The sequence below is a fragment of the Paenibacillus sp. An7 genome (assembly GCF_009870785.1).
Classification (GTDB): Bacteria; Bacillota; Bacilli; order Paenibacillales; family Paenibacillaceae; genus Paenibacillus.
Map to the genome: position 1 here is coordinate 1 of NZ_WTWX01000076.1, position 687 is coordinate 687.

Sequence of the window (687 nt, forward strand, 5' to 3'; positions counted from 1 at the left end):
GCTTGGCATACCCACAGTAGTGGACCGAGTGATCCAGCAGGCGATTGCCCAGCAGGCGATTGCCCAGCAGTTGCAGCCGCTGTTTGAGCCACTCTTTTCGGAGGGAAGCTACGGCTACCGCCCAGGGCGGAGCGCACAGCAAGCCATTCGCAAGGTAAAAGAGTATGCGCAGCAGGGTTACGACTACGTAGTAGAAATTGACCTCTCCAAATACTTTGACACACTGAACCATGAGCTACTGATGAATCTTTTACGCAAACAAATCGGGGATAAGCGTGTAACCGATTTGATTAAGAAATATCTGAAAAGTGGAGTCATCTCCGCAAGGAGGCCCCTTATCGCCGCTACTTGCAAACATCTACCTGAACGAATTCGACCAGGAGATGAACGGCCGGGGAGTGAAGGTCATCCGCTATGCAGATGACATCGTAGTGCTAGCCAAAAGCAAACGGGCAGCAATGCGTCTCTTGGAATCCTGCCGGAAATACCTGGAGAACAAACTGAAACTCCAAATCAATACGCAGAAAAGCAAGGTAGTGAGTGTAATGGCCCGGAAGCACTTTAAATTTCTTGGCTTTGCTTTGGGAAAGAACAGAAGTGGCGTGTATATTCGAGTACATGGCCAGTCCCTCGCAAAAGCAAAGAAGAAGTTGAAAGAACTAACGAGCCGAAGTCAGGGTAGGAATG

Annotated in this window: 2 protein-coding genes; both read left to right on the top strand. The window is 49.5% G+C overall.

Annotation, left to right across the window (positions count from 1 at the left end; genetic code table 11):
- Positions 1–424, top strand: a 424-nt coding sequence (locus GQY27_RS22175; RefSeq protein WP_268893050.1) for a reverse transcriptase domain-containing protein, incomplete at its 5' end; no start/stop codon positions are given.
- A partial coding sequence (locus GQY27_RS22180; RefSeq protein WP_268893051.1) for a reverse transcriptase domain-containing protein occupies positions 309–687 on the top strand: 379 nt, incomplete at its 3' end. The genes GQY27_RS22175 and GQY27_RS22180, both read left to right, overlap by 116 nt.